A 20,684-nucleotide genomic window follows, 5' to 3' on the forward strand; every position below is an offset into this window, starting at 1 on the left:
GGCCTTTTGTTCAGTGCGTTGTGATCGGTGCGTGCTGTGTATTCGGTGCCCGTGGGCGGGGCCGCCTTACTGGCAGGCCTCGCAGTCCGGGTCGAGGATGGAACAGGCTTTCGGGGCCTCGGGCTCGGCTGCCTGCTGGCCGCCGGAGACGGCGTTCAGCTTGTTGGCGCGCGAGGAGTCGGCCACGGTGCTCTTTTCCACGTGGGTCGCGCCCATGGAGCGCAGGTAGTAGGTCGTCTTCAGGCCGCGCACCCAGGCCAGCTTGTACAGGGCGTCCAGCTTGGGCCCGGAGGGCTCGGCCATGTAGAGGTTCAGGCTCTGCGCCTGGTCGATCCACTTCTGCCGGCGCGAGGCGGCCTCGACCAGCCAGCGGGTGTCCAGCTCGAACGCGGTGGCGTACAGGGCCTTGATGTCCTCCGGTACGCGGTCCAGCGGCTGCACGGAGCCGTCGTAGTACTTGAGGTCGTTGACCATGACCTCGTCCCACAGCTCGCGGTCTTTCAGGTCGCGCACCAGGTACGGGTTGATCACGGTGAACTCGCCGGACAGGTTCGATTTGACGAACAGGTTCTGGTAGGTCGGCTCGATCGACTGGCTGACCCCGCAGATGTTGGAGATGGTCGCGGTCGGCGCGATCGCCATGGTGTTGGAGTTGCGCATGCCGACCTTCTTCACCCGCTTGCGCAGCTTGTCCCACTCCAGGCGCTGGGTGGTGTCCATCTGCAGGTACTCGCCACGGGTCTCGGCCAGCTTGTCGATGGAGTCGATCGGCAGGATGCCCTGGCTCCACAGGCTGCCCGGGAAGCTCTCGTAGCGGCCACGCTCTTCGGCGAGATCGGTCGAGGCCTTGATGGCGTAGTAGGACACCGCCTCCATGGAGGTGTCGGCAAACTCCACCGCCGCCTCGGAGGCATACGGCACGCGCAGCTTGTACAGCGCGTCCTGGAAGCCCATGACCCCCAGCCCCACCGGGCGGTGGCGCAGGTTGGAGCGCCGCGCCTGCGGCACGGAGTAGTAGTTGTAGTCGATCACGTTGTCGAGCATGCGCATGGCGGTGTTCACCGTCTGCTCCAGCTTGGGCAGGTCCAGCTCGCCGGCCTCGTTCACATGCGCGGCCAGGTTGATCGAGCCCAGGTTGCACACCGCGATCTCGTCATCCGAGGTGTTCAGGGTGATCTCGGTGCACAGGTTCGAGCTGTGGACCACGCCGGTGTGTTGCTGCGGGCTGCGCAGGTTGCACGGGTCCTTGAAGGTCATCCACGGATGGCCGGTCTCGAACAGCATGCCGAGCATCTTCCGCCACAGGTCCACGGCCTTCATGGTCTTGTGCACGCGCAGCTCGCCGCGCGCGGCCTTCTCTTCGTATTCGCAGTAGCGCTTTTCGAACTCGGCGCCGACCAGGTCGTGCAGGTCCGGGGTCTCGTTCGGGGAGAACAGGGTCCAGTCGCCGTCCTCGGCGATCCGCTTCATGAACAGGTCCGGTATCCAGTTGGCGCTGTTCATGTCGTGGGTGCGGCGACGGTCGTCGCCGGTGTTCTTGCGCAGCTCGATGAACTCCTCGACATCGATGTGCCAGCTCTCGAGGTAGGCGCACACGGCGCCCTTGCGCTTGCCGCCCTGGTTCACCGCCACGGCGGTGTCGTTGGCGACCTTCAGGAACGGGACCACGCCCTGCGACTTGCCGTTGGTGCCCTTGATGTGGGCGCCCATACCGCGCACGCGGGTCCAGTCGTTGCCCAGGCCACCGGCAAACTTGGACAGCAGCGCGTTGTCGCGGATGGCGCTGTAGATGCCGTCCAGGTCGTCCGGGACGCTGGTCAGGTAGCAGCTGGAGAGCTGCGGGCGCAGGGTGCCGGAGTTGAACAGGGTCGGCGTGGAGCTCATGAAGTCGAACGAGCTCAGCAGGTTGTAGAACTCGATCGCGCGCGCCTCGCGGTCGATCTCGTTGATCGCCAGGCCCATCGCCACGCGCATGAAGAACGCCTGCGGCAGCTCGAAGCGGGTGCCATCGCTGTGGATGAAGTAGCGGTCGTACAGGGTCTGCAGGCCGAGGTAGGTGAACTGCAGGTCGCGCTCCGGCTTGATCGCCGCGCCCAGCTTGTCGAGGTCGTAGCGGGTCAGCTCGCTGTCGACCAGCTCCAGATCGGCGGCGCGCTTGATGTAGGCGCCGAAGTATTCGGCGTAGCGCTCGGCCAGCTGGGCCTGGGTGGCCTCTTCCGGACGGCCATGCACGAAGCTCAGGGCCTCGCGGCGCAGCGCGTCCATCAGCAACCGGGCGGTGACCTCGGAGTAGTTCGGCTCCTGCTCGATCATCACGCGTGCAGCCATCACCAGCGCGGTGGCCACGTCCTTCTCGGCCACGCCGTCGAACAGGTTGCGGCGCGCCTCGGTCAGGATCTTCTCGCCATCGACCTGCTCGATGCCGTCACAGGCCTCGGCCACCACCGCCTGCAGACGCGCCTCGTCCAGCGGGGCCTGGGTGCCGTCGGCCCGGGTTACGTTCAGCACGACGGCGGCGGCCTGCTCGTCTTCACCCAGCTCCGCGGCCTCGGCGGCGCGCTTCTGCGCCTGCTGTTCGCGGTAGATCACGTAGGCCCGCGCGACCTTGTGGTGGCCGCCGCGCATCAGGGCCAGTTCCACCTGGTCCTGGATGTCCTCGATGTGCACCGTCATGCCCTGGGTACCGGCACGGCGGAACAGGCTGTCGACCACCTGGCCGGCGACCTCCTTGGAGATCTCGTGGATGCGACGGCTGGCCGCGGCATTGCCGCCCTCCACCGCGAGGAAGGCCTTGGTCACCGCCACCTCGATCTTGGACGCATCGAAGCCGGTGACCTTGCCATTACGGCGAATCACCTGATGCTGGCCCGGGCTGGTCGCCAGGACCTCGGCCGACGGTTCGGCTTGCGGCGGGTACTGGGTGCCCTCCTGGGCTTCGGCGGTGTAGGGTTCGCTGTTCATGACGGGCCTCGTGCGCTGGTGTTGGATCGAACGTGGAATACTATAGATCGGGGATCGGGAACTTCATAGCCACTACATATTGTATCCCGAGAAAGAACAACAGGCGGACAAGCCGTGGGCAAGCTGTGGATAAAAACGGCCATTGCCCGTCCTGTCGCCATTCCCGGGCGAGCACCCGAGTTATCCACCAAACCCTGATGTAGTGACTCACGGGCCGGTCTCTCCGGGCGGCGCAGTCATGAAAATGTCTTATGGTCCGCGATTACTGAAATCGAGGGCCCTGACCGTTGGATGCCGACAGCGATCCCGCCGTTCCCGCGATGCCTGTGACCCCGTTGGACAAAGCCCCGCGCCGTCCCAATAATTCCCGGCATTCGAGGCCCTAGGGAAACACTGATTAATGCACGCGCTCGCGTTGGCACCCCAGGTTTTCCGAGACAAGGCGCGTCGTGCAGCGGGTAGTGGTTCTACCCGCAAGCGGCGCAACGCAGGATCGGGGAACCTGGGGTGCCAACCCCCACAAGCTATTGAAAGACGGGGATCGGCCGCCCGTTGTTGATCAAAAACGGGCGCGCGCACGGCGTTGCGGTTCCCTTGTGCAGAATGACTGCACGGCAGTCGCCGCGCCTTGTTCGCACGCAAAAGTGACTCGAGCGCGAGCGCGTGCATTAATCAGTGTTTCCCTAGATCCGAACCCGGCCACCCCCACGAGCTCGGGGCGCGCCGCCGGCCTCCACGTGGGCCATGGGCCACAACGCGACTCACGCCGGCAGCCCCCGGAACCCGGACACTGCGCCGTGATCAGGTATCGTGTGCAACACCCGCAGTGACGGCCCGACCGCCACTGCCACCGAATTCAATGTGACTTCAGAAGGAAAGCGCGATGAGCGACGGCAAGAAATCCAAAAAGGACAAGAAGAACAAAAAGAGCGAAGCCGCCCAGGCCCAAGACAAGGCACCGAAGATGGCCACTGCCACCGGGGCCATGCAGTCCGCCGCCGGCGCCGTGCAGCTGGGCGGGCCATCCGAGGCCAAGTCCGACAGCAAGGGGAAGGATAGCGGGAAGGAAGCCCGCCACCGCCCGCTGCTGATCCTGGGCTCCGGCCCGGCCGGCTGGACCGCCGCCGTGTATGCCGCGCGCGCCAACCTGAACCCGGTCGTGATCACCGGCCTGGAACAGGGCGGCCAGCTGATGACCACCACCGACGTGGACAACTGGCCCGGCGACAACGACGGCGTGCAGGGCCCCGAGCTGATGGAACGGATGAAGAAGCACGCCGAGCGCTTCGACACCGAGGTCATCTTCGACCACATCCACACGGTGCAACTGAAGGACAAGCCCTACCGGCTGACCGGCGACAGCGGCGAGTACACCTGCGATGCGCTGATCATTTGCACCGGCGCCTCCGCCCAGTATCTGGGGCTGGAGTCCGAGACCACCTTCGCCGGCAAGGGTGTGTCCGCCTGCGCCACCTGCGATGGCTTCTTCTATCGCAACCAGAAGGTGGCGGTGATCGGCGGCGGTAATACCGCGGTCGAAGAAGCGCTGTACCTGTCCAACATCGCCTCCGAGGTGACCCTGGTCCACCGTCGCGATTCCCTGCGCGCGGAGAAGATCCTGCAGGACAAGCTGTTCGAGAAGGAAAAGAACGGCAACGTGACTATCGAGTGGAACCACACCCTGGACGAGATCCTGGGCGACGACTCCGGAGTGACCGGCATGCGCATCAAGCACGCGCAAAGCGGCGAGACGAAGGATGTCGAGCTGATGGGCGTGTTTATCGCGATCGGCCACAAGCCGAACACCGATATCTTCCAGGGCCAGCTGGACATGGCCGGGGGCTACATCAAGGTGCAAAGCGGGCTGGAGGGCAACGCCACCGCCACTTCGGTACCGGGCGTGTTCGCCGCCGGCGACGTGATGGACCATGTTTATCGCCAGGCGGTGACCTCCGCCGGCACGGGCTGCATGGCCGCATTGGACGCGGAGAAATACCTCGAAGAGAACGGCTAGGCCGTGAACGCCGAGGGCGACACCGGGGCACCGAGCCCACCGGCGGAGGAACCGGCGGAGCGCATCGAGTTGCGTGATGGCCTGGCGGACGTCGACCCGGCCGCCTGGGATGCCCTGACCGGCGGCACCGAGCCGTTCCTGCGTCATGCCTTTCTGGAGGGCCTGGAGCGCCACGAGTGCCTGGGCCGCCAGTTCGGCTGGTTCCCGCAGCATGTGCTGATCTTCCGCGACGACCAGCTCGTCGCGGCCGCACCCGCCTATGCCAAGACCAACAACTACGGCGAGTTCGTGTTCGACTTCGCCTGGGAAGGCGCGTGGAACCGCCACGGGCTGAACTACTACCCCAAGCTGGTCGTCTCCGTGCCCTACACCCCGGCCACCGGGCCGCGCCTGCTGGTGCATCCGGAGGCGCCGGACTTCGACCACCTGCGCACCCTGCTCGTGCGCGCCCTGGTCACCCATGGGCGCGAGCTGAACGCCTCGGGCGTGAACGTCCTGTTCCCGACCCAGGACGATCTAGAGGTGACCCGCGAGATGGGGCTGCCCGAGCGCATGGGCTGCCAGTACCACTGGACCAATGCCGACTACGCAGGCTTCGATGACTTCCTGGCCGCGCTTAGCTCGAAGAAGCGCAAGAACATCAAGCGCGAACGTCGCCGCGTCAACGAGGCCGGCATCGAGTTCCGCACGCTGACCGGGGCCACCGGATCGCCCGAGGACTGGGCGCGCTTCCACCGCTTCTACGTCGACACCTTCGAGAAGCACATGGGCATCCCGACCCTGTCGGAGGCCTTCTTTGTAGAGACCGCCACCGAGCTTGGTGATCAGGTCGTGCTGTTCGAGGCACGACGGCCAACGGGGACGGGATCAGACGCGACCGACGAAGGCGAAACCATCGCCGCGGCGCTTTGCTACCGCAGCCACGACACCCTTTACGGGCGCTTCTGGGGCTGCACCGAGGAGCTGGCCGACCTGCACTTCGAGACCTGCTATTACCAGGGCATCGAGTTCTGCATTCGCGAGGGGCTCACTCGCTTCGAGCCCGGCGCCCAGGGCGAGCACAAGATCCCGCGCGGCTTCCTGCCGACGCCCACCTACTCCGCCCACATGATCCTGACCGAGGGCTTCGAACAGCCGGTACGCGACTTCTGCGAACGCGAGGCGGCCATGATGCGCGCCCAGTGCGAACGCCTGCACGAACACTCGCCCTACCGCCAGCCCCAACCCGACGATGCCCCCAACACCTGACCAACCCCCACCTGTGGGAGCGGGCTTGCCCGCGAAGCCCCTGCCCGCGCTGGAGCCCGCCACAGACCATTCGCCTGCAAGCAGGCTCCCACGGAACACAGGTCTCCCATCTCCTGCGCCAACAGGAGCCACCCCATGAACTCCGGCCCACAGATCACGCTGCCCTGGCTGGACCCCGAGCACCCAGAGGCGCCGTTCCCGGACCCGGCGCATGCCCTGCCCGAGCCCAACGGCCTGCTCGCGGCCGGGGGCGACCTCTCCGTGCCGCGGCTGCTGAACGCCTACCGCCACGGGATCTTCCCCTGGTTCGAGGCCGGGCAACCGATCCTGTGGTGGAGCCCGGACCCGCGCGCGGTGCTGGAACCGAGCCGGTTCCACCTGCACCGCAGCCTGAAGAAGGCGATCCGCAATCGTGGTTACCGCGTCAGTTTCGACTGCGCCTTCGAGGCGGTCATCCAGGGCTGCGCGGCGCCGCGCGAATACGCCGAAGGGACCTGGATCACCTCCAGCATGCAGCAGGCGTATATCGCACTGCATCGCACGGGACACGCGCACTCGGTGGAGGTGTGGGACGGCCCGCGCCTGATTGGGGGACTGTACGGGGTGAGCGTGGGGCGGCTGTTCTGCGGCGAGTCGATGTTCTCGCGCGAGCGGGACGCCTCCAAGATCGCCCTGGCCTGGCTATGCCGCCACCTGGTCGCCTGGGACTGGCCGCTGATCGACGTGCAGATGGAAACCCCCCACCTGCTGAACCTGGGCGCCGAACGCCTGCCCCGCCACGAATTCCTGGCGCGCATCCGCGAGATCGCCGACGCGCCCATCCCGCCAGGCCCCTGGCAAACCGATCCCGCCTTGAGCCCCCTGGATATCGGCTGGAACACCGCCGCATAACAGCAGCGGCGCCCATGCCCTTTGTGGGAGCGGGCTTGCCCGCGAATGGGTCTTGCCCAGTTTCGCCGCGGGCGGGGGCTTCGCGGGCAAGCCCGCTCCCACAGACCTCTCCCACAGACCTTTCCCACAGACCTTTCCCACAGACCTTTCCCACAGGCCACTGCCGCAGCCCCGCCACAGAGCTCCCTCCCCACTCGCCCCCGCCCCCGTCACTGCGAGGAGGCGCAGCCGACGTGGCAGTCGGTTGGGGGTATCCCAGCGCCGAGGACTGCATTGGGAGATTGCTTCGCGCTGATCGCAATGACGGGATGGTGGAGCAACCGGGAGCCCCCACCTCCAGCCCTTTGCTCCGGCCGAGGGTGCTTTATACTCCCGGCCATCGGGGAACCGAACGGGAGATTCGGGTGGGCAAGGCATATCAGGGGGAATGGCGGACCATAGCGCTCAACGGCCTGCGCGCGGGCTTGCTGCTGGCTCTGGCCGCGATCACGGCAGGGTGTGCGATGCTCGCGCCCTCCCCGCCCCAGGATCAGAGCAATATCTGCGAGATCTTCCGCGAACAGCCGCGCTGGTACGACTACGCCCGCGATTCCGAACAAGAATGGGGCACGCCCATCGCGACCCAGATGTCCTTCATCCAGCAGGAGTCCTCGTTCCGCAGCCATGTGCGCCCGGATCGCGAACGCGTGCTGGGCTTCATCCCCTGGAGCCGCCCCTCGTCCGCCTATGGCTATGCCCAGGCGCAGGACCCGGTCTGGGGTGAATACCAGGAACAGGCGGGCAGCCGCTTCGCGCGGCGCACGCACATGAAGCACGCCACCGACTTCATCGGCTGGTACAACGCCCGGACCCAGCGCATGACCGGCGTCTCGCTGAACAACCCCGAGCACCTGTACCTCGCTTACCACGAAGGCCAGGGCGGCTACAGCCGCGGGAGTTACCAGAATAAACCGCAGGTGCGATCCGCAGCCCAACAGGTCGCCCAACGCGCAAGCCGCTACGAGTCCCAGCTCTCCAGCTGCGAATCCGAGTTCCAATGCCGACGCTTCTACCAGATCTGGCCGTTCTGTCGACAGTAGCCGAAACCGCCTCCAGAGTCGTTTAACAGATCGTCATCGCGAGGACCGCTACGCGGTCTACCGGGGAACCCCAACGTCGGGGCAACCCCGACCGACTGCCACGTCGGCTTTGCCTCCTCGCAGTGACCGAGGGGCATATTCACGAGGGCTCCAACACCCGGTCATTGCGAGCGCCGCGAAGCAATCTCTCGGGGAACCCCAACATCGGGGCAACCCCGCCCGACTGCCACGTCGGCTGCGCCGCCTCGCAGTGACGGGCATATGGGTTCCCGGCCAATCCACCATCCCGTCATTGCGAGCAGCGCGAAGCAATCTCCCAATGCAATCCTCGGCGCCGGGATAACCCCCAACCGACTGCCACGTCGGCTTTGCCTCCTCGCAGTGACGAAACCCGGGCCCGAAGGCGTGACGGCCGTACTTGAGGGAACCTGCCCCATCGTGTTCCAGTCTTCGGATTACCCTTTTTCGGAATACAAGGACGAACCATGAGCGAGCAACCGACCACCGGCTTCCGCATCAACCACACCATGCTGCGCGTGAAGGACCCGCAGAAGGCCCTGGATTTCTACCAGCGCGTCTTCGGCATGCAACTGGTCAAGACCCTCGATTTCCCCGAGTTCGAGTTCACGCTCTACTTCCTGGCGAAAATCGGCGAGGACGAGCCACAGCCGCCGAAGGACGAAGGCGAGGCCACCCGCTGGATGTTCAGCCAGCGCGGCATCCTTGAGCTGACCTATAACTACGGCACCGAGAAAGACGCGGACTTCCACTACCACGACGGCAACGAAGAACCCCAGGGCTTCGGCCACATTTGCTTCTCTGTGCCCGACCTGGACGCGGCCGTGCGCTGGTTCGACGACAACAATGTGGAGTTCGTGAAACGCCCCGACGAGGGCGGCCTGAAGGACATCGCCTTCGTGAAGGACCTTGACGGCTACTGGATCGAGATCCTCGAACCCAGCCGTCTGACGGGGCTGGGGCGGTAGGCCCCACTGCCAACCGAGCGGGTAGCACCGTCAGTGTTGCCCGCCACCGGCGCTGGCGGGGCTTCGCGCGCGAGCGCGCTCCTACAGGATTGGGGCTAGGCCTGGCTCATTGGGAAAGGCCAGCGATTCACCGAAGTCGAACCATCGTGCTCATATCTCGGGTTCGAATCCCGGAAATCTCGGGGGCCAGACATGCGAAAGGGGCCACTCGGGCCCCCTTTGCAGGATTTGGCGGAGAGTGAGGGATTCGAACCCTCGATGGGCTTTTGACCCATACTCCCTTAGCAGGGGAGCGCCTTCGACCACTCGGCCAACTCTCCGGAAACGGGGCACAGGATAAGGCCTTGGGCCGCCAAATGAAAGGCCCGGCAGGCCGATTCGGGCCTCCGGGCCGTCTACTACCCCTGCGGTAGGTTCAGTCTTCGCGTGCGGCTGCCGCAGCACCGCCAGCGCCGGTGTTTCCACCGCTGGAGGTTCCGCTACCCTCATCGCTATCCGCCACGTTCGATTCCCGCTGAATGCGCTGGAAGATCTCCTCGCGGTGGACGGCGACGTCCTGGGGCGCGTTGATGCCGATACGAACCTGATTGCCCTTGACCCCCAGGACGGTGACGGATACGTCTTCGCCGATCATGAGGGTCTCGCCCACACGTCGAGTCAAAATGAGCATGCTCTTCTCCGCAGTGCCTGTGTCGGACGCAGTCGGTCGTCCGGTAACCGTTTTACGGTCTGTCATCCTTAACCGTCCTCCTGTTGACCGACAGGTTCCTGCTCAAGTTCAAAGGCATCATGCAGAGCACGTACTGCAAGTTCGAGGTACTTCTCATCCACGACCACGGAGATCTTAATTTCGGAGGTGGAGATCATCCGGATGTTGATGGTTTCGTGTGACAAGGCCTCGAACATCTTGCTTGCGATCCCGGCATGCGAGCGCATACCCACGCCCACTACCGAGATCTTCACGATATGAGTATCGCCGGAGACTTCGCGTGCACCAAGCGCCTTCGCGGCCGCCTGCAGGATCTCCAGGGCCTTGTCGTAGTCGTTCCGGTGGACCGTGAACGTGAAGTCGGTGGTCTGATCGGCACCGACGTTCTGCACAATCATGTCCACCTCAATGTTGGCCTCCGCGATCGGCCCGAGGATGCGATGCGCGACCCCCGGCTGATCGGGGACGCCCTGAACCGTCAATTGGGCCTCGTTCTGATTGAACGCGATACCCGCAACCAGCGCCTGTTCCACCTGCGCATCCTCCTCCGTGGTAATCAGGGTCCCCGGTCCTTCCTCGAACGAGGACAGCACTCTAAGAGGGACGTTGTACTTGCCGGCAAATTCCACCGCGCGGATCTGCAGCACTTTGGAACCCAGGCTCGCCATCTCCAGCATCTCTTCGAAGGTGATGCTGTGCAGGCGGCGGGCATGCGGCACCAGACGCGGATCCGTGGTGTAGACACCATCGACATCGGTGTAGATACGGCACTCGTCGGCCTTTAGCGCCGCCGCCAACGCCACGGCCGTAGTGTCCGAACCGCCACGACCCAGGGTCGTGATGGCGCCATGCTCGTCCACACCCTGGAAGCCCGCCACGACCACCACACGCCCAGCGTCCAGGTCCGCGCGCACGCGGGCGTCGTCGATGCTGCGGATGCGCGCCTTGTTGTGGGCGCTATCGGTGCGGATGGTGACCTGCGCCCCGGTATAGGACCGCGCCGGGCAACCCTGCGCCTCCAACGCCATGGACAGCAATGCAATGGTGACTTGTTCACCCGTGGACAGCAGCACGTCCAGCTCGCGGCCGTCGGCGCGCGGGTTGAGGGCATGGGCCAGCCCCAGCAGACGGTCGGTTTCGCCGCTCATCGCGGAGACCACGATCACCAGCTGATGGCCTTCCTCGCGCAGTTTTAGCGCGCGGTCGGCCACCGCCTGGATACGTTCCGGCGAACCCACCGAGGTGCCACCAAATTTGAGTACCAGCAACGCCATTTGAAGATTCCATTCACCGCCGCCTGGGAAGGCGGCGCATTAAACACTATTCGTCCCCTCGTTGCGAGGCCCCGTGAGGCGCCGTAGCAACCTACGCCCAAAACCATCGACATCGTTGATGGCTCCAACACCGGGGCCTGCCCCCGGAGATCGCCGCGGCGCTGCGCGCCTCGCGATGACAAGACCATCGTCATTGCGAGGCCCCGTCAGGGGCCGCGGCAATCGCCATCCGAAGCCACCGGATCCATCTTCTGCCTTCCAGCGCCGAGGCCAACCCCGGAGATCGCCACGGCGCGGCGCGCCTCGCGATGACAAGGCCTCGTCATTGCGAGGCCCCGACCGGGGCCGTGGCAATCGCCATCCGAAGCCACCGGATCCATCTTCTGCCTTCCAGGCCCGGGGCCACCCCCGGAGGTCGCCGCGGCGCTGCGCGCCTCGCGATGACGGTGTTGGCATGTATTGGGCCGGTCAGGCGCGTTCGCGCACCCAGTCCTCGACCGAGGCCAGTGCGGCATCCAGTTTGTCCGGGCTCTGGCCGCCGGCCATCGCCATGTCCGGGCGGCCACCGCCCTTGCCATCTACCTGCGAGGCAACATGACCCACCAGGTCGCCGGCCTTGAAGCGCTCGGTCTCGGCCTTGGTCACGCCCGCCACCAGACTGACCTTGCCCTCGCCGGTCGAGGTGCCCAGCACCACCACGGCCTGGCCCAGCTTCTGCTTGAGCTGGTCCACCATGTCGCGCAGGGCCTTGGGCTCCACGCCCTCGACCTTCGCCGCCAGCACCTGGATGCCACCAATGTCCTTCGCCTGAGAACCGAGATCGTCCCCTGCCTGGCTGGCCAGCTTGCCCTTGAGCCGTGTGACCTGCTTTTCCAGTTCGCGGGTACGCTCCTGCAACTGGCCGACCTTCTCGGCCGCCTCGCCGCGCCCGGCACGCAGGCGGTCGGCGATCGCGTCGAGGTGCCCCAGCTGCTGGTCGACCCAGCGCAGCGCGACCTCGCCAGCGACCGCCTCGATACGGCGGATACCGGCGGCGACACCACCCTCGGAGGTGACGCGGAACAGGCCAATATCGCCGGTGCGATTGACATGGGTGCCGCCACACAGCTCGACGGACGTACCGATCTTCAGCACGCGCACCTGGTCGCCGTATTTCTCACCGAACAGAGCGACCGCACCGGACTCCATCGCGGACTCGATGTCCATCACGCGGGTATCGGTTGCCTCGTTGGCCAGGATTTCGGCATTCACCTGGGTCTCGATGGACCGCAGCTGCTCGGCGGTTAGCGGCTCCATATGGGTAAAGTCGAAACGCAAGCGGTCCGGGTCCACCAGGGAGCCCTTCTGCTGCACGTGATCGCCCAGCTGGTCACGCAGGGCCTTGTGCAGCAGGTGGGTGGCGGAGTGGTGGCGGCGGATATTCTCGCGGCGCGGGCCTTCCACTGCAGCCTGCAGCGTCTGGTCACGCTCCAGCGTACCGGCTCGCACCTGACCAATATGGATGTGCGCGGCGCCCTGCTTGCGGGTGTCCGAGACCTGAAAACGCACGCCGGAACCAGACAGCGTCCCGACATCGCCGACCTGACCACCGGATTCGCCGTAGAACGGGGTGCGGTCGAGCACGACCAGACCCTCGGCCCCGACCTCAAGCCGCTCCACGGGCTCGCCGTTCTGGTACAGGGCAACCACACGGCCCTCGTCGTCCACCGTGTCATACCCGGAGAACGTGGTCTCCACATCGACCTGGGGCAGACCACCGCCCTCCATGGAGAAGTGACTCGCGGCCCGCGCGCGGGCGCGCTGGTCGCCCATGGCGGCCTCGAAACCTTCCATGTCCAGTTCCAGGCCCCGCTCGCGGGCGATGTCGCCGGTCAGGTCCACCGGGAAGCCATAGGTGTCATAGAGCAGGAAGATCGTCTCGCCGGGGATCACCGTGCCCTTCAGGTCACGCAGATCGTCTTCCAGGATCTTCATGCCCTTGTCCAAGGTTTCCAGGAACTTGCGTTCTTCCTTCTCCAGTACCGTCTCAACCTGGCCTTGTGCCTCGGCCAGCTCCGGGAAGGCCGCGCCCATCACGCGCACCAGATCGCCAACGATCTGGTAGAGGAAGGCGTCCTGCGCCCCCACCTTGAAACCGTGACGGGCGGCGCGGCGGATGATGCGGCGCAGCACGTAGCCACGGCCCTCGTTGGAGGGCAGCACACCATCGGTAATCAGGAACGCGATGGAGCGGATGTGATCGGCAATCACGCGCAGCGAGGCGGAATCCTTTTCCTTGGCTCCCGTCACGCGGGCAGCGGCCGCGATCAGCTCCTGGAACAGGTCAATCTCGTAGTTGGAGTGCACGCCCTGCAGCACAGCGGCCAGGCGTTCCAGGCCCATGCCGGTGTCCACCGACGGGCGCGGCAGCGGGTTCAGCGTGCCGTCCGCGTCGCGGTCGTACTGCATGAACACAAGGTTCCAGATCTCGATGTAGCGATCCCCGTCCTCGTCCGGGGAACCGGGCGGGCCGCCCTCGACGGCGGGGCCGTGGTCATAGAAGACCTCGGTGCAGGGGCCGCAGGGACCGGTGTCGCCCATCTGCCAGAAGTTGTCGGAGCCGCCATCCGGGTCGTCGCCGATGCGGATGATGCGCTCGGCCGGGACCTGGATCTCGTTCGCCCAGACGTTGTAGGCGTCCTCGTCGGTCTCGTAGACCGTAATCCAGAGCTTTTCCGGCGGCAGACCGATGGTCTCGGTCAGGAATTGCCAGCAGTAGTGAATCGCATCGCGCTTGAAGTAGTCGCCAAAGCTGAAGTTGCCCAGCATCTCGAAGAAAGTATGGTGCCGTGCGGTATAGCCGACGTTCTCGAGATCGTTGTGCTTGCCACCGGCACGCACGCAGCGCTGAGTGGACACGGCACGGGTATACGGGCGCTTCTCGCGACCGAGAAACACGTCCTTGAACTGGACCATGCCCGCGTTGGTGAACAGCAACGTGGGGTCGTTGGCGGGTACCAGCGGGCTGGACGGCACGATGCTGTGGCCGTGCCCTTCAAAGAATTCGAGGAAACTCCGGCGAATGTCGGCGCTTTTCATGCGGTTCCGATTGAATATGGGGTCAAAACCGGAATCCTATCACGCAAGCCCCCAACCCGCGTATTGCCGCCCCCGCCTTCGGGCCATGTTGCCTATCATCACCAGGCTCCGAAGAGGGTGTGGCAATCGGCTGAGCCTGACCAGAATCGGGATCAGGTGGTTCCGTAGAGCGATTGCTTCGCTGCGCTCGCAATGACGGGACAAAAACGACGTCATTGCGAGGAGCAACGCGACGAAGCAATCGGCATCCACGGCCACCTGATCCAAGCGCCGAGTGACCCACCAACGACTGCCACGGCCCCTCCAACGCCTCGCAATGACGCACCATGATCGCGGTCATTGCGAGGAGCGTGGCGACGAAGCAATCGGCAAGGACCTCCCCAGTCGCGTTCAACCCACAATGTCGTCGAACAGATCCCGCCACTCGGGGTTCACCTGCTCGATCAGCGCAACCTTCCTGCGCCGCGGGCCCGCCTTCAGCTGCTTTTCGCGTTCAATCGCAGATTCCATCTCCACGCATTGCTCGAACCAGACAAGCCGATGCAGACCGTAGCGGCTGGTGAACCCGGATATCGTTCCCGAGCGATGCTGCCAGACCCGCTGCACCAGGTTACTGGTCACACCGACGTAGAGAGTCCCGTCACGACGGTTGCTCATCATGTAGACACAGGGTCGTTTCATCGCTCCCTCCCTGGGCGACTGCACATTGGTACTCAGCGGCCGAGAATCCTTTCGGCCATTGACCAGCGGGACGCTAGCGTGTCCGCAGCACAAGGACGTCATTGCGAGGCCCCGCAGGGGCCGTGGCAATCGCTGGTGGATCACTCGGCGTCTGGGTCGGGTGGCTCTGGACACAGATTGCTTCGTCGCAGGGCTCCTCGCAATGACGGGGTCAGAAATACGTCATTGCGAGGCCCCAAAGGGGCTGTGGCAATCGGTTGGGTCGTCGGCCAGACCCCGGATCTGGTGGTTCTCTCGGAGATTGCTTCGTCGCTTCGCTCCTCGCAATGACGTTCCTCCAAACCCGTCATTGCGAGGAACGAAGCGACGAAGCAATCCGTCAGGAGTCGCCTGCGTCGTCCTTCCAGGCGGCCAGGGCCTGGTGGGCGATGCCACCGGGGAACCCGCGGCCAGCGAGGTGGCGGAGCATGCGGGCCTCGTCCTCGCGGGTCTCGGGGGGATTACGGAAGTGGCGTTCGAGCTGGCCACGGGCCTGGTCGAGCCAGTCGACCTCGAGCACCTCAAGGGCGGCGTTGACGGTGTCGTTGCCGATGCCGTTGTGGGCAAGTTCGGCGCGAATCCGCTGTTCGCCGTAGCCCTGCTCCGTCCGGTGCCTGGCCATGAAATCGGCGTAACGGGTATCGCTCAGGTAGTCCAGCTCGCGCGCGCGCTCCAGCGCGGCGTCGACCGCATCCCGCTCGAAGCCGCGCTCGGCCAGCTTGCGGCTCAGCTCCAGCGCGGAGTGTTCGCGTCGAACCAGCAACCGCAGGCCGGCTTCAAGCGCGGCCTCGGGGTCGGCTGGGTCAGCCTTGCTCCTCGATCGGGGCATCGACCGGGGCGTCCTCGTCCGAGGCCTTCTTGCGCTTGGGCAACAGGCGTTCGCGCAGGGTCTTTTCGACTTCCTCGGCGATATGCGGGTTGTCCTTCAGGTACTGGCGGGCGTTCTCTTTGCCCTGACCAATGCGCTCGCCGTTGTAGCTGTACCAGGCGCCGGCCTTGTCGATCAGGCCTTCCTTCACGCCCATCTCGATGATCTCGCCGACCCGCGAGATGCCCTCGCCGTAGAGGATCTCGAAATAGGCCTCGCGGAACGGGGGCGCCATCTTGTTCTTCACGACCTTCACGCGGGTCTCGTTGCCGATCACCTCGTCGCCCTTCTTGATCGCGCCGATACGGCGGATGTCCATGCGCACGGAGGAGTAGAACTTGAGCGCGTTGCCGCCGGTGGTGGTCTCGGGGCTGCCGAACATCACGCCGATCTTCATACGGATCTGGTTGATGAAGATCACCAGGGTGTTGGAGCGCTTGATGTTGGCGGTCAGCTTGCGCAGCGCCTGCGACATCAGACGCGCCTGCAGGCCGACGTGGGAGTCGCCCATCTCGCCCTCGATCTCCGCCTTGGGCGTCAGCGCGGCCACGGAGTCGACGATCACCACATCCACCGCGCCGGAGCGCACCAGCATATCGGCGATCTCCAGCGCCTGCTCGCCGGTATCCGGCTGCGAGACCAGCAGATCGTCGACGTTCACGCCCAGCTTCTCGGCATACGTCGGGTCCAGCGCGTGCTCGGCGTCGACGAAGGCGGCCGTCCCACCTGCCTTCTGCGCCTCGGCCACCACCTGCAGGGTCAGGGTGGTCTTGCCCGAGGACTCCGGCCCGTAGATCTCGACCACGCGGCCACGTGGCACGCCACCGATGCCCAGCGCGATGTCCAACGCCAGGGAGCCCGTGGAGATCGCCGGAACGTCCACCGCCTCCTGATCGCCCATGCGCATCACGGCGCCCTTGCCGAATTGGCGCTCGATCTGTCCCAGTGCGGCGGTCAGGGCCTTCTTGCGATTCTCGTCCACGGTATGCCTCCCGATACGTACAGCGATGGTTGCCGACCCGGGTCCGGGTAACGGCCGGCGGGTGCGGGGCCGCAGTATCCCACAGGGAGGGAGACGACCCAACCCGCGCGAGTCCTAGTACGGCCATGATGAAGTTCAGGGACGATGGGGCAGGCGAACACCCCCAACAACGCAACGCCGCGTCAGGCCGCCTCGTGGGCCAGCAACTCGCCCAGGGCGTGTAGCATGGCCTGCAGGCGGACCTCGTGACGCTCACCCTCGAAGTGGATGGTGTGCACGCGCGCTTCCTGGCCGCGCGCCTGCCAACCGAAGCAAACGGTGCCCACCGGCTTCTCCGGGGTGCCGCCGGAAGGCCCGGCGACCCCGGTCACGGAGAGCGCGAAGTCGGCATCACTGCGGGCCAAACCACCCTCGACCATGGCCCGCGCCACGGCCTCGCTGACCGCGCCCTCGGCCTCGATCAGCTCGGGGGGCACATCGAGCATGTGGGCCTTGGCGGCGTTGGAATAGGCAACCCAGCCGCATTCGAACCATTGCGAACTCCCGGGGATATCGGTCAACGCCTGGGCGATGCCACCCCCGGTACAGGATTCCACGGTACACAGGCGCTGGCCGCGCGCCATCAGGCGCTCGCCCAGGTCGTACACCAGAGCCGAAAGGCTCGGGGCATCGGCCTCGCGCAGCGTCAGGATCGTGGTGGTGGATTCTGCTTCCATGTCAGGACTCTCCTTCGGGATCAAAGGCAATGGCCACCCGCCAGCCACCACCAGCCTCATCCACGGGCTCACAGCGCACGACCCGACCATGACGCTCAAGCCCCTGCAAGCGACCGTCCGGGCTCGGTACCGTGATGCTGACCTTCACACCCGGGTCGGTCTCCCGCTGCACGACGAAACTGCAGCCGGTGGCGGAAAGGTCTTCCAGCTGCACATCAACGGATTCTCCGCTGGAGCGCCAGATCATGCGCGCCGCGGCCGACACCTGCATCCTTCGGTGATCGCGCCGGTCCTCTTCCCCGATCATGGCCCCCCTCCCTGATATAGCGTCGCTTGCGCTGCCCCGAGTGTGGCACAACTCACTCGGACACCCCCACCTGCCATGTCGCGCCCCGCATCCGTATACTGCGCGTTTGCCCGGATCGAGCGTCGCCGAACCGATGAGCACCGCCGAAGCCCTCTCTGCCCATACGCCAATGATGCAGCAGTACCTCGGGATCAAGGCCGAGTACCCGGATACACTGCTGCTCTACCGCATGGGCGATTTCTACGAGCTGTTCTACGGCGACGCCGAGCGCGCCGCGGGCCTGCTCGACATCACCCTGACCCGGCGCGGTGAGTCGGCCGAGCAACCGATCCCGATGGCCGGTATCCCGGTGCACACCCTGGAGAGCTACCTCTCGCGCCTGCTGAAGCTGGGCGAGAGCGTCGCGATCTGCGAGCAGACCGGCGCGGTCGGCGCACAGAAAGGTCCGGTCAAGCGCGAGGTCGTGCGCGTTGTCACCCCCGGGACGGTGACCGAAGAGGCCCTGCTGGAGGCCCGCAGCATCAACCGCATGGTGGCGGTCTGCCCGGCCGGCTCGGCGGCGATCAAGGGCCGCAAGGAGGGCTTCGGCATCGCCAGCCTGGAGTTCGCCAGCGGCCAGTTCCGCTTGCTGGAGGTGCGCGACGCGACGGAACTGGCGGCCGAGCTGGCCCGCCTGGATCCGGTGGAATGCCTGATCCCGGATCAGGCCGGACCGATCCCGGGGATCGCAAGCTTCGCCCCGCAACGCCACGCGGACTGGCACTTCGATGGCATTTCCGCCCGGCGGGTACTGACCACCCATTTCGGCACCCGCGACCTCTCCGGGTTCGGCTGCGAGGGCCTGGATCTCGGCGTGGCCGCGGCCGGCGCCCTGCTCGCCTACGTGCAGAGTCGCTACCGCGGGGATCTGGCCCACATCACCGGCCTGGCGCATGAACTGCGCAGCCACATGCTGGTGCTGGACCCAGCCACCCGTCGCAACCTCGAACTGACCCGCACCCTGTCCGGCGAGCGTCGTGGCTCGTTGCTGGAGCTGCTGGACACCACCCGCTCCGCGATGGGCTCGCGCCAGCTGCTGCAATGGCTGCACCAGCCCCTGCGCGATCGCACCCTGCTGCGCGAACGCCAGACCGCGATCACCGCACTCTTGGAGAAGGACGCCTGGGAGGCGCTGCGCGAGGCTCTGTCCGGAAGCGCGGACGTCGAGCGCATCCTGTCGCGCATTGCCCTGGGCAGCGCCCGGCCGCGCGACCTGACCGCCCTGCTCGCCAGCCTCGAACGGCTGCCGCCCCTGCACCAGGCCCTGGAGCCCCTGCAGACGGCCAGCGGACGTCTCGAGGCCCTGCACGCGACGCTCACCCCCGAGCACGAGCTAAGCGCGACGCTGGCCGCCGCACTGGTGGAAGAGCCGCCGCTTCGGGTCACCGACGGCGGCATGATCCGCACCGGTTTCGATGCCGAACTGGACCGCCTGCGCGCACTGGAGAACGACGCCGACAGCTTTCTGCGCGAGATCGAGGCGCGCGAGCGCGAGGCGACCGACATCCCTACGCTCAAGGTCGCCTATAACCGGGTCCACGGGTATTACATCGAGGTCTCGCGCAGCCGTTCGGCCGAGCTGCCCGGACGTTTCATGCGCCGCCAAACCCTGAAGAACGCCGAGCGCTATACCACCGAGGAGCTCAAGCGTTTCGAAGACGAGATCCTCTCCGCCCGGGAGCAGGCGATGGCGCGTGAACGCGCCCTGTTCGATGGCCTGATCACCGAGCTTCAGGGCCGTATACCGCGTCTGCGGGCGATTGCCGAGGCCCTGTCCGAACTGGACGCCCTCACCTGTTTGGCGGAGCGCGCCCAGCGCCTGGACTGGCACTGCCCGGAGCTGGTGTCGGAGCCCGGCATCCAGATCGAGCAGGGCCGCCACCCGGTAGTGGAAGCGGGGCTGGACGCCCCGTTCGTCGCCAACGATACCGAACTGGACCCGGAGAGCCGCCGCCTGCTGGTCATCACCGGCCCCAACATGGGCGGCAAGTCCACCTACATGCGTCAGACCGCGCTGATCGTGCTGCTCGCCTGCATGGGCAGCTTCGTCCCGGCGACGCGCGCGCGGATCGGGCCGGTGGATCGCATTTTCACTCGTATCGGGGCCTCCGACGACCTGACCTCCGGACGCTCCACTTTCATGGTGGAGATGACCGAGGCGGCGAATATCCTGCACAACGCCGGTCCGGAGAGCCTTGTATTAATGGACGAGATCGGTCGCGGTACCAGCACCTTCGACGGTCTTGCCCTGGCACTGGCCTGCGCCGAACGCCTGGCGCGCCACAACCAGGCCTTGACGCTATTCGCGACGCATTACTTCGAGCTAACCGCCCTGGCCGAGCGCGAGTCGGCGGTGGCCAACGTGCACACCGATGCCATGGAGCACGAACACAGCATCGTGTTCCTGCATCAGGTGCGCGAAGGCCCCGCCAATCAGAGCTATGGCCTGCAGGTCGCCCATCTGGCGGGTGTGCCGGCCGACGTGCTGAAGCTGGCTCGCCACCACCTGCGCGAGCTAGAGGACCGCGCGGCCACTGCCGAGTCACCACAGCTGGGCCTGTTCACCCCGACGCCGAGCGAGCCGCCCGTCGAGCCGGAACCGGACATGCACCCCGCGCCGGCCCCGGAAGAACGCGCGCTGAAGGCCCTGTTCGACACCCTGGACCCGGACGAGATGTCCCCGCGCGAGGCCCTGGACGCCCTGTACCGGATGAAAGAGGCCCTGCGCAGCCCGGATTAGCCGCGGCACGCCGACGTCGGTTTTGTCTCGGGCGCTCGCCGCGTCGCTTTACGCCAGAAAACGGGGAAAAGT

At 65.9% G+C, this 20,684-nt stretch carries 15 protein-coding genes and 1 tRNA gene; 6 read left to right on the plus strand and 10 right to left on the minus strand.

The genetic code is table 11. The features are described from left to right. Positions 1-66: 66 nt before the first annotated feature. Complete coding sequence (locus D002_RS0108760; RefSeq protein WP_018141543.1) at positions 67-2,961, minus strand: ribonucleoside-diphosphate reductase subunit alpha; 2,895 nt, start codon at positions 2,959-2,961, stop codon at positions 67-69. Between the two features lie 883 nt (positions 2,962-3,844). Here D002_RS0108760 and trxB point away from each other — a divergent pair. The 5 genes from trxB (at position 3,845) to gloA (ending at position 9,179) form a co-directional block, all read left to right on the plus strand. After that, complete coding sequence (gene trxB / locus D002_RS0108765) at positions 3,845-4,975, plus strand: thioredoxin-disulfide reductase (protein WP_018141544.1); 1,131 nt, start codon at positions 3,845-3,847, stop codon at positions 4,973-4,975. Between the two features lie 3 nt (positions 4,976-4,978). Further along, entirely contained in the window at positions 4,979-6,223 is a 1,245-nt protein-coding gene (locus D002_RS0108770) for a GNAT family N-acetyltransferase (RefSeq protein WP_018141545.1), read from the plus strand. A 135-nt stretch (positions 6,224-6,358) separates the two neighbouring features. Beyond that, positions 6,359-7,114, plus strand: coding sequence for a leucyl/phenylalanyl-tRNA--protein transferase (gene aat / locus D002_RS0108775; protein ID WP_018141546.1), 756 nt, complete (start codon positions 6,359-6,361; stop codon positions 7,112-7,114). 404 nt (positions 7,115-7,518) lie between these two features. Further along, positions 7,519-8,193 carry a hypothetical protein gene (locus D002_RS0108780; protein ID WP_018141547.1) on the plus strand — a complete coding sequence of 225 codons (675 nt, stop codon included), beginning with the start codon at positions 7,519-7,521 and terminating at the stop codon, positions 8,191-8,193. 485 nt (positions 8,194-8,678) lie between these two features. Next, positions 8,679-9,179 (plus strand): lactoylglutathione lyase, encoded by a 501-nt coding sequence (gloA, locus tag D002_RS0108785; RefSeq protein ID WP_018141548.1) that lies wholly within the window; start codon positions 8,679-8,681, stop codon positions 9,177-9,179. 229 nt (positions 9,180-9,408) lie between these two features. Here the strand turns inward: gloA and D002_RS0108790 are convergent. The 9 genes from D002_RS0108790 to D002_RS0108830 form a co-directional block, all read right to left on the minus strand. Continuing rightward, a tRNA-Ser gene (locus D002_RS0108790) sits at positions 9,409-9,499 on the minus strand. Positions 9,500-9,594: 95 nt separating this feature from the next. Then, positions 9,595-9,849: a carbon storage regulator CsrA gene (csrA, locus tag D002_RS0108795; RefSeq protein WP_018141549.1), complete on the minus strand. Its 255-nt coding sequence runs from the start codon at positions 9,847-9,849 to the stop codon at positions 9,595-9,597. A 68-nt stretch (positions 9,850-9,917) separates the two neighbouring features. Further along, complete coding sequence (locus tag D002_RS0108800; protein WP_018141550.1) at positions 9,918-11,162, minus strand: aspartate kinase; 1,245 nt, start codon at positions 11,160-11,162, stop codon at positions 9,918-9,920. A gap of 468 nt (positions 11,163-11,630) precedes the next feature. Beyond that, positions 11,631-14,240, minus strand: a complete 2,610-nt coding sequence (gene alaS, locus D002_RS0108805) for an alanine--tRNA ligase (protein ID WP_018141551.1) — start codon at positions 14,238-14,240, stop codon at positions 11,631-11,633. Between the two features lie 390 nt (positions 14,241-14,630). Beyond that, the gene (locus tag D002_RS0108810; protein WP_018141552.1) at positions 14,631-14,921 is read right to left on the minus strand and encodes a GIY-YIG nuclease family protein; all 291 of its coding nucleotides are present in this window, start codon (positions 14,919-14,921) and stop codon (positions 14,631-14,633) included. A 379-nt stretch (positions 14,922-15,300) separates the two neighbouring features. Next, a complete protein-coding gene (locus D002_RS0108815) occupies positions 15,301-15,789 on the minus strand; it encodes a regulatory protein RecX (protein WP_018874524.1) in 489 nt (162 codons plus the stop codon). Continuing rightward, positions 15,764-16,810 carry a recombinase RecA gene (gene recA / locus D002_RS0108820; RefSeq protein ID WP_018141554.1) on the minus strand — a complete coding sequence of 349 codons (1,047 nt, stop codon included), beginning with the start codon at positions 16,808-16,810 and terminating at the stop codon, positions 15,764-15,766. Before recA ends, D002_RS0108815 begins: the two co-directional genes overlap by 26 nt. 182 nt (positions 16,811-16,992) lie before the next feature. Next, positions 16,993-17,526, minus strand: coding sequence for a CinA family protein (locus D002_RS0108825; RefSeq protein WP_018141555.1), 534 nt, complete (start codon positions 17,524-17,526; stop codon positions 16,993-16,995). A gap of 1 nt (position 17,527) precedes the next feature. Continuing rightward, positions 17,528-17,833, minus strand: a complete 306-nt coding sequence (locus D002_RS0108830) for a PilZ domain-containing protein (RefSeq protein WP_018141556.1) — start codon at positions 17,831-17,833, stop codon at positions 17,528-17,530. A gap of 133 nt (positions 17,834-17,966) precedes the next feature. Here D002_RS0108830 and mutS point away from each other — a divergent pair, with 133 nt between their 5' ends. Then, on the plus strand, positions 17,967-20,612 hold the full coding sequence (mutS, locus tag D002_RS0108835) for a DNA mismatch repair protein MutS (protein ID WP_051068451.1): 2,646 nt from the start codon (positions 17,967-17,969) through the stop codon (positions 20,610-20,612). The last annotated feature ends 72 nt before the right edge of the window (positions 20,613-20,684 follow it).

The sequence above is a fragment of the Thioalkalivibrio sp. ALJ7 genome, assembly GCF_000376865.1.
Lineage (GTDB): Bacteria > Pseudomonadota > Gammaproteobacteria > Ectothiorhodospirales > Ectothiorhodospiraceae > Thioalkalivibrio.

Excerpts from the sequence above, each read along its gene's own strand:
- D002_RS0108760 (WP_018141543.1), bottom strand. The coding sequence starts at position 2,961 with ATGAACAGCGAACCCTACACCGCCGAAGCCCAGGAGGGCACCCAGTAC.
- trxB (WP_018141544.1), top strand. The coding sequence starts at position 3,845 with ATGAGCGACGGCAAGAAATCCAAAAAGGACAAGAAGAACAAAAAGAGC.
- aat (WP_018141546.1), top strand. The coding sequence starts at position 6,359 with ATGAACTCCGGCCCACAGATCACGCTGCCCTGGCTGGACCCCGAGCAC.
- gloA (WP_018141548.1), top strand. The coding sequence starts at position 8,679 with ATGAGCGAGCAACCGACCACCGGCTTCCGCATCAACCACACCATGCTG.
- csrA (WP_018141549.1), bottom strand. The coding sequence starts at position 9,849 with ATGCTCATTTTGACTCGACGTGTGGGCGAGACCCTCATGATCGGCGAA.
- D002_RS0108800 (WP_018141550.1), bottom strand. The coding sequence starts at position 11,162 with ATGGCGTTGCTGGTACTCAAATTTGGTGGCACCTCGGTGGGTTCGCCG.
- alaS (WP_018141551.1), bottom strand. The coding sequence starts at position 14,240 with ATGAAAAGCGCCGACATTCGCCGGAGTTTCCTCGAATTCTTTGAAGGG.
- D002_RS0108810 (WP_018141552.1), bottom strand. The coding sequence starts at position 14,921 with ATGAAACGACCCTGTGTCTACATGATGAGCAACCGTCGTGACGGGACT.
- D002_RS0108815 (WP_018874524.1), bottom strand. The coding sequence starts at position 15,789 with ATGCCCCGATCGAGGAGCAAGGCTGACCCAGCCGACCCCGAGGCCGCG.
- D002_RS0108825 (WP_018141555.1), bottom strand. The coding sequence starts at position 17,526 with ATGGAAGCAGAATCCACCACCACGATCCTGACGCTGCGCGAGGCCGAT.
- D002_RS0108830 (WP_018141556.1), bottom strand. The coding sequence starts at position 17,833 with ATGATCGGGGAAGAGGACCGGCGCGATCACCGAAGGATGCAGGTGTCG.
- mutS (WP_051068451.1), top strand. The coding sequence starts at position 17,967 with ATGAGCACCGCCGAAGCCCTCTCTGCCCATACGCCAATGATGCAGCAG.